At 68.4% G+C, this 7,126-nt stretch carries 10 protein-coding genes and 1 pseudogene; 9 read left to right on the top strand and 2 right to left on the bottom strand.

Features of this window, described 5'->3' with window-relative positions; all coding sequences use genetic code 11:
• A partial coding sequence (locus PKE44_RS05570; RefSeq protein ID WP_324548865.1) for a cbb3-type cytochrome c oxidase subunit I occupies positions 1 to 664 on the bottom strand: 664 nt, incomplete at its 3' end.
• 251 nt (positions 665 to 915) lie between these two features.
• On the bottom strand, positions 916 to 1,698 hold the full coding sequence (gene fnr / locus PKE44_RS05565) for a fumarate/nitrate reduction transcriptional regulator Fnr (protein WP_324548862.1): 783 nt from the start codon (positions 1,696 to 1,698) through the stop codon (positions 916 to 918).
• A 170-nt stretch (positions 1,699 to 1,868) separates the two neighbouring features.
• Here fnr and hisB point away from each other — a divergent pair, with 170 nt between their 5' ends.
• The 9 genes and pseudogenes from hisB to tatC form a co-directional block, all read left to right on the top strand.
• The gene (gene hisB / locus PKE44_RS05560; RefSeq protein WP_324548860.1) at positions 1,869 to 2,462 is read left to right on the top strand and encodes an imidazoleglycerol-phosphate dehydratase HisB; all 594 of its coding nucleotides are present in this window, start codon (positions 1,869 to 1,871) and stop codon (positions 2,460 to 2,462) included.
• Positions 2,463 to 2,494: 32 nt separating this feature from the next.
• Positions 2,495 to 3,148, top strand: coding sequence for an imidazole glycerol phosphate synthase subunit HisH (hisH, locus tag PKE44_RS05555; RefSeq protein ID WP_324548858.1), 654 nt, complete (start codon positions 2,495 to 2,497; stop codon positions 3,146 to 3,148).
• Between the two features lie 47 nt (positions 3,149 to 3,195).
• Positions 3,196 to 3,933, top strand: coding sequence for a 1-(5-phosphoribosyl)-5-[(5-phosphoribosylamino)methylideneamino]imidazole-4-carboxamide isomerase (hisA, locus tag PKE44_RS05550; RefSeq protein ID WP_324548856.1), 738 nt, complete (start codon positions 3,196 to 3,198; stop codon positions 3,931 to 3,933).
• Between the two features lies 1 nt (position 3,934).
• The gene (hisF, locus tag PKE44_RS05545) at positions 3,935 to 4,708 is read left to right on the top strand and encodes an imidazole glycerol phosphate synthase subunit HisF (protein ID WP_324548855.1); all 774 of its coding nucleotides are present in this window, start codon (positions 3,935 to 3,937) and stop codon (positions 4,706 to 4,708) included.
• A 14-nt stretch (positions 4,709 to 4,722) separates the two neighbouring features.
• The gene (gene hisI, locus PKE44_RS05540) at positions 4,723 to 5,115 is read left to right on the top strand and encodes a phosphoribosyl-AMP cyclohydrolase (protein ID WP_324548867.1); all 393 of its coding nucleotides are present in this window, start codon (positions 4,723 to 4,725) and stop codon (positions 5,113 to 5,115) included.
• A complete protein-coding gene (locus PKE44_RS05535) occupies positions 5,112 to 5,465 on the top strand; it encodes a phosphoribosyl-ATP diphosphatase (RefSeq protein ID WP_324548852.1) in 354 nt (117 codons plus the stop codon). Before hisI ends, PKE44_RS05535 begins: the two co-directional genes overlap by 4 nt.
• An 85-nt stretch (positions 5,466 to 5,550) precedes the next feature.
• The gene (tatA, locus tag PKE44_RS05530) at positions 5,551 to 5,814 is read left to right on the top strand and encodes a Sec-independent protein translocase subunit TatA (RefSeq protein WP_324548850.1); all 264 of its coding nucleotides are present in this window, start codon (positions 5,551 to 5,553) and stop codon (positions 5,812 to 5,814) included.
• A gap of 15 nt (positions 5,815 to 5,829) precedes the next feature.
• On the top strand, positions 5,830 to 6,252 hold the full coding sequence (gene tatB / locus PKE44_RS05525) for a Sec-independent protein translocase protein TatB (protein ID WP_324548847.1): 423 nt from the start codon (positions 5,830 to 5,832) through the stop codon (positions 6,250 to 6,252).
• A 3-nt stretch (positions 6,253 to 6,255) separates the two neighbouring features.
• A pseudogene (tatC, locus tag PKE44_RS05520) lies at positions 6,256 to 6,987 on the top strand (twin-arginine translocase subunit TatC); the annotation flags it as partial.
• Between the last annotated feature and the right edge of the window lie 139 nt (positions 6,988 to 7,126).

Below are 7,126 nucleotides of genomic sequence, written 5' to 3'. Positions count from 1 at the left end.
AGTACATCATCCCGAGGAAGCCGGCGGTCAGGAAGAAGCCGACCGCGTTGTGGCCGTACCACCACTGCACCATCGCATCGATCGCGCCCGGATACACCGAGTACGACTTGGTCAGGCTGACCGGCAGCTCGGCGCTGTTGACCACGTGCAGCAGCGCGACGGTCAGGATGAAGGCGCCGTAGAACCAGTTGGCGACGTAGATGTGCGGGGTGCGGCGCTTCATGATCGTGCCGAAGAACAGGATCGCGTAGGCGATCCAGACGACGGCGATCAGGATGTCGATCGGCCACTCCAGTTCGGCGTACTCCTTGCCGGAGGTGATGCCGAAGGGCAGCGTCAGCGCCGCCAGCACGATGATCAGCTGCCAGCCCCAGAACACGAACGCGGCAAGGCCGTCCGAGAACAGGCGCGTCTGGCAGGTGCGCTGCACCACGTACAGCGAGGTGGCGAACAGCGCGCAGCCGCCGAAGGCGAAGATGACCGCGTTCGTGTGCAGCGGACGCAGGCGGCTGTAGGTCAGGAAAGGCAGGTCGAAGTTCAGCGCCGGCCACACCAGCTGCGCCGCGATCAGGACACCGACGGCCATGCCGACGATGCCCCAGACCACGGTCATGATGGTGAACTGGCGCACGACCTTGTAGTTGTAAGTCGTTTGGGCATCCATAACGCTACCTCAGGTCACGAGTCTCGCCGGACAGGGTGCGCACGCCCCGCCCGCCGCTCTTATCTGCCGATTTGCCCGGCGCGAGGCGCAGACCTCCCCCCGCCTTGCACCAAAGTCGAGCCTCGCCACTATCCGAAAGTGCAATGCGCGACGAAATGACGCGCGTCAATCGTGACGCACGTCAAAGCTAGCAGGCAGGAGATGGAACCTTTACGGAATTTAACGGTCGCGGCGGGCGCCGCGACGTTGACTCAGTGCGAGGCGCCGGTGGCGGCGCGGGCGGCCGTACAGGCGGCACCGCGGTTGGCGCCGGCGATCTCGCGCAGCGCGGCGAGGTCCTCGATGCGCACGTGCTTGTTGTTGACCGTGATCAGGCCGATCTGCTGGAAGCGCGTGAACAGCCGCGAGACGGTCTCGACCGCGAGGCCGAGGTAGTTGCCGATGTCGTTGCGCGACATCGAAAGATGGAACTCGCGTGCCGAGAAGCCGCGCTGCTGCAGGCGCAGCGACAGGCTCATCAGCAGCGAGGCGAGGCGCTCCTCGGCCGACTTCTTGCCGAGCAGGGTCAGCAGTTCGTCGTCGGAGTGGATCTCGCGGCTCATGATGCGCACGAGCTGGCGCCCGAGCGAGGGGATCGCGACCGCGAGGTCTTCGAGCTGCGCGAACGGGATTTCGCAGATGCTGGTGGTTTCGAGCGTGCGGGCGCTCGACGGATGCGCGCCGTTGTGGATGGCGTCGAGGCCGATGATCTCGCCGGGCAGGTAGAAGCCGATGATCTGCTCGCCGCCGGTCTCGGTCATCGTGTAGGTCTTCACCGAGCCGGCGCGGATCGCGTAGACCGAGCGGAACTCGTCGCCGAGCCGGAAGATGTGGTCGGCGCGCGCCAGCGGGCGCTTGCGCTTGATGATCTGGTCGAGGCGGCCGACATCGTCGAGGCCGATGCCGACCGGCAGGCACAGCTCATGGAGACTGCAGTTCTGGCAGGCCAGGCGCAGCATGGCGAGATCGAGCGGCTTCGGGGAACAGTCGTTCATCGGCGGCATACCGGCACGAGGCGTTGACACTTCATTGCACCAGATTCATTGACCTGACGCAACGAAACCACCGGAGGCGCAAATGCGCATGTCCGCAGCGTTTCCAGTGGCCGGCACACCCGTATATGCTAACGATTTGCAAGATGCGCCAGCCGGGAACCCCACCGCACATGTCCGCACGAACTGCCGAGATCCGGCGCGACACGCTCGAAACGCAGATCCGCGTCGCGATCAACCTCGACGGCCAGGGCCACGGCCGCTTCGACACCGGCGTGCCGTTTCTCGAACACATGCTCGACCAGGTTGCCCGCCACGGCCTGATCGACCTCGACATCAGCTGCCGCGGCGACCTGCACATCGACGCGCACCACACGGTCGAGGATGTCGGCATCGCCTTCGGTCAGGCCCTGCGCGATGCGCTCGGCGACCGCCGCGGCATCCGCCGCTACGGCCACGCCTACGTGCCGCTCGATGAGGCGCTGTCGCGCGTCGTCGTCGATTTCTCCGGCCGGCCCGGGCTCGAGTACTTCGTCGAGTACCCGCGGGCGCGCATCGGCGAGTTCGACGTCGACCTGATCCGCGAATTCTTCCAGGGCTTCGTCAACCACGCCCAGCTGACGCTGCACCTCGACAACCTGCGCGGGCGCAACGCCCACCACATCGCCGAAACCCTGTTCAAGGCGTTCGGACGGGCCCTGCGCATGGCCGCAGAACCCGATCCGCGCATGCAGGGAATCATGCCCTCGACCAAGGGCACGCTCTGACGCCGACCACCGCCGTCGCCGGGAATCGCTGAATGTCTGCCGTCATCGCCGTCATCGACTACGGAATGGGCAACCTGCACTCGGTTGCCAAGGCCCTCGAACACGTTGCGCCGCTTGCACGCGTGCGCGTCACGCAGCGCGCCACCGACATCCTGGAGGCCGACCGCGTCGTCTTCCCGGGTCAGGGCGCGATCGGCCACTGCATGCAGGAGCTCGCCCGGCTCGACCTGGTCGAAACCGTGCGCCGCGCCGCCCGCGAGAAACCCTTCCTCGGCATGTGCCTCGGGCCGCAGGCGCTGATGTCGCACAGCGACGAGAACGGCGGCATCGCCGCCCTCGACGTGTTCGCAGGCGACGTGCACCGCTTCCCGGAAGGGTTGCGGGATGCGCACGGCCTGCGGCTGAAGATTCCGCACATGGGCTGGAGCTGCGTGCAGCAGATACGCCCGCACGCGCTCTGGGCCGGCATCGAGGACGGCGCCCGCTTCTATTTCGTGCACAGCTACCACCTCGCCCCGGCCGATCCGGCCCTGGTCGCCGGCGAGACCGAATACGGCATCCGCTTCGCCACCGCCCTGGCCCGCGCCAACGTGTTCGCCGTGCAGTTCCATCCCGAGAAGAGCGCGGCCGCCGGACTGCAGCTGCTCGCCAACTTCGCCGCCTGGGACCCCGACCGGACGGCCTGACGACTTCCACCGCTCGCTAGCACCCCCGGGGACAGAGGACCTCGCCCATGTTGCTGATACCGGCCATCGATCTGAAAGACGGCAAGTGCGTCCGCCTGCGCCAGGGACGGATGGAGGACTCCACCGTGTTCTCCGACGATCCGGTGGCGATGGCCGGGCGCTGGGTGCAGGCCGGCGCGCAGCGCCTGCACCTCGTCGACCTCAACGGCGCCTTCGCCGGCCGGCCGCAGAACGCCGAGGTCGTGCGCCGCATCGCCGATGCCTTTCCGGACCTGCCGATCCAGGTCGGCGGCGGCATCCGCAGCGAGGAAACCGTCGAGACCTACCTCAACGCCGGCGTGCGCTACGTGATCATCGGCACCAAGGCCGTGCAGGAGCCGCACTTCGTGTCGGACCTGTGCATGACCTTTCCGGGGCACGTGATCGTCGGACTCGATGCCCGCGACGGCAAGGTTGCCGTCGATGGCTGGTCGAAGCTCTCGAAGCACGACGTGATCGACATCGCGCAGCGCTTCGAGCGCGATGGCGTCGAGGCCATCGTCTACACCGACATCGGCCGCGACGGCATGATGCAGGGCGTCAACGTCGAGGCCACCGTGCGCCTCGCGCAGGCCGTGTCGATCCCGGTCATCGCCTCGGGCGGCGTCACCAATCTCGATGACATCAAGGCCCTGTGCGCGGTCGAAGGCGAAGGCGTCGCCGGCACCATCCTCGGGCGCGCGCTGTACGAGGGCACGCTCGATCTCGCCGAGGCGCAGCGCTACGTGGACCAACGGAAGACCTGAAATGGGCCTCGCCAAACGCATCATCCCCTGCCTCGACGTGGACGCCGGACGCGTCGTCAAGGGAGTCAACTTCGTCGAGATCCGCGATGCCGGCGATCCGGTCGAGATCGCGCGCCGCTACGACGCCGAGGGCGCCGACGAGATCACCTTCCTCGACATCACCGCCAGTTCCGATGACCGCGCGACCATGGTCCACGTCGTCGAGCAGGTCGCCGGCCAGGTGTTCATCCCGCTGACCGTCGGCGGCGGCATCCGCTCGGTCGCCGACGTGCGGCGCATGCTCAACGCCGGCGCCGACAAGGTCTCGATCAACACCGCCGCGGTCAGCCGGCCCGAGCTGGTGCGCGAGGCCGCCGACTACTTCGGCAACCAGTGCATCGTCGTCGCGATCGACGCCAAGCGCACCAGCGCCGCCGGCGAGCCGCTGCGCTGGGAAGTCTTCACGCACGGCGGACGCCGGCGCACCGGCCTCGACGCCATCGAATGGGCGCAGCGCATGGCCGCCTTCGGTGCCGGCGAACTGCTGCTGACCAGCATGGACCGCGACGGCACGAAGATCGGCTTCGACCTCGAACTGACGCGCGCCATCACCGAGGCGGTGCCGGTGCCGGTGATCGCCTCGGGCGGCGTCGGCAACCTTGATCATCTCGCCGACGGCGTGCAGCTCGCCGGCGCCGATGCCGTGCTCGCCGCCAGCATCTTCCACTTCGGCGAATACACGATCGGCGAGGCCAAGCGCCACATGGCCGCGCGCGGCATCGAGGTGCGGCTGTGAGCGCCCCGGCCACGATCTCGGCCGCCGCCCTCGATGCGATCCGCTGGACCGCCGACGGCCTGGTGCCGGTCATCGCCCAGGAAGCCGGCAGCGGCCGCGTGCTGATGTTCGCGTGGATGAACCGCGAGGCGCTCGCGCACACCGTCGCCACCGGCGAGGCCGTGTACTGGTCGCGCTCGCGCGGCCGGCTCTGGCACAAGGGCGAGGAATCCGGGCATGTGCAGAAGGTCCGCGACCTGCGCCTCGACTGCGACGCCGACGTGCTGCTGCTCGAAGTCGAGCAGGTCGGCGGCATCGCCTGCCACACCGGCCGTCACCACTGCTTCTTCCAGGCGCTTGATGCCAATGGCGACTGGACCGCGGTCGAAGCGGTCCTGAAGCGCCCCGACGAGATCTACCGCTCATGACCAGCTCCCCCGCCGGCGCCCTGCTGCGCGCCGACGACGTGCTCGCGCGCCTCGCCGCCGTGCTCGAAAGCCGCAGGGGCGCCGATCCGGCCAGCTCCTACGTCGCGAAGCTCTACGGCAAGGGACTCGACGCGATCCTCAAGAAGATCGGCGAGGAAGCCACCGAGACCGTGCTCGCCGCCAAGGACGGGGATGCGCAGCATCTGGTCTACGAGATTGCCGACCTCTGGTTCCACACGCTGGTGCTGCTCGCGCACCAGAACCTCGGTCCCGAGGCCGTGCTCGCCGAACTCGACCGGCGCTTCGGCCTGTCGGGACTGGCCGAGAAGGCCGCGCGTACGCCGGACTGACACCCCCGCTCCGGCCCGCGCGCCCGCCCCGGCGCCCGCATCCCGCGGCGCCGGCCACTGAAAGAGAGAAGAGAGGACTGCCCCCATGGGTTTCGGAAGCATCTGGCACTGGCTGATCGTGCTGCTGATCGTGCTGGTCGTGTTCGGCGCCAAGAAGCTGCGCAACGTCGGCTCCGACCTCGGCGCCGCCGTCAAGGGCTTCAAGGACGCGATGGCCGAGAACGACAACAAGCCGGAAACCCCGGCGCAGCCGGCCGAGCCGCCGAAGCCGGCCGGCAGCATCGAGCACGGTCGCGTGATCGAGGGTCAGGCGACCCGCGAGCACGACCGCGAGCCGCCGAAGGTCTGAGCCGGCAGCCGCACGATGTTCGAAATCGGCTTCTGGGAGCTGGTGCTGATCGGCGTCGTCGCGCTGGTCGTGATCGGCCCCGAACGGCTGCCCGGCGTCGCGCGCACGGTCGGGCGCTGGGTCGGGCGGGCGCGGCAGATCGTCTCGACCGTGCGCTCCGAGGTCGAGCGCGAACTGCAGATCGAGGAGATGAAGCGCACGATCGCCGAGCACGACACGGCCGAGCAGTTCCGCCAGCTGCACGACCAGATCCGCACGCTGGAAAGCGAACTGCGCTCCAGCGTGCAGAGCGCCGACCCGCGCACGGCCGCCACGCCGGAGCCGCTCACGCCACCGGTCGAAACCGCCGCACCGCTGCCGGCCGCCAGTTCGCCCCCCACCGCCCCCGCCGCAACGCCGGCATCACCCGCCCCGGCCGCCGCCGCGCACCGAGACTGAACCGTGAGCCAGCAGATCCACGACAGCGAACAGCCGATCCTGACGCATCTGCTCGAACTGCGGGACCGGCTGCTGCGCATGGTGGCCGGCGTCTTCGCCGTGCTGCTCTGCCTGCTGCCGTTTGCCAACGGCGTCTACAGCCAGTTCGCGCAGCCGCTGATCGCGCACATGCCGGCATCGAGCAGCATGATCGCGATCGACGTGATCTCGCCGTTCCTGACGCCACTGAAGCTCTGCCTGGTCATGGCGATCTTCCTGGCGATGCCGTGGATCCTGTACCAGGTCTGGGCCTTCGTCGCGCCGGGCCTGTATCCGCGCGAGAAGCAGTACGCGCTGCCGCTGGTCGCGGCCAGCACGGCGCTGTTCTACGCCGGCATGGCTTTCGCGTACTGGGTGATCCTGCCGGTGTTCTTCGCGTTCCTGACCACCACCGCACCGCAGGGCGTGGCGGTGATGACCGACATCAACCACTACCTCGACTTCGTGCTGACGATCTTCTTCGCGTTCGGCGTCTGCTTCGAGGTGCCGGTTGCGACCGTCGTGCTGGTGCTGTTCGGCGTCATGACCGCCGATCAGCTCGCCGCCAAGCGCCCGTACGTGGTGGTCGGTGCCTTCGTGGTCGGCGCGGTGCTGACCCCGCCGGACGTGATCTCGCAGACGCTGCTGGCGGTGCCGATGTGGATGCTGTTCGAGATCGGCGTCTACATCGCCCGGCTGATCGAACGCCGGCGGGCCGCGACGCCGGCCATCGCCGAGGAAGGCGACTGAGCCGGCCTTCCCGGCCCGCGCAGCCCATCCATCCGTAACCCATCCATCCGCAACCCATCCAGATGGAGTCGGGGCGGTCGGCATCCTGCCGCCGCCCCGCCTTTTT

It is taken from the genome of Plasticicumulans sp. (assembly GCF_035331805.1).
Lineage (GTDB): Bacteria > Pseudomonadota > Gammaproteobacteria > Competibacterales > Competibacteraceae > Plasticicumulans.
Note: the sequence above shows the minus strand (reverse complement) of the source record. Positions and strands in the feature narration are given on the sequence as shown.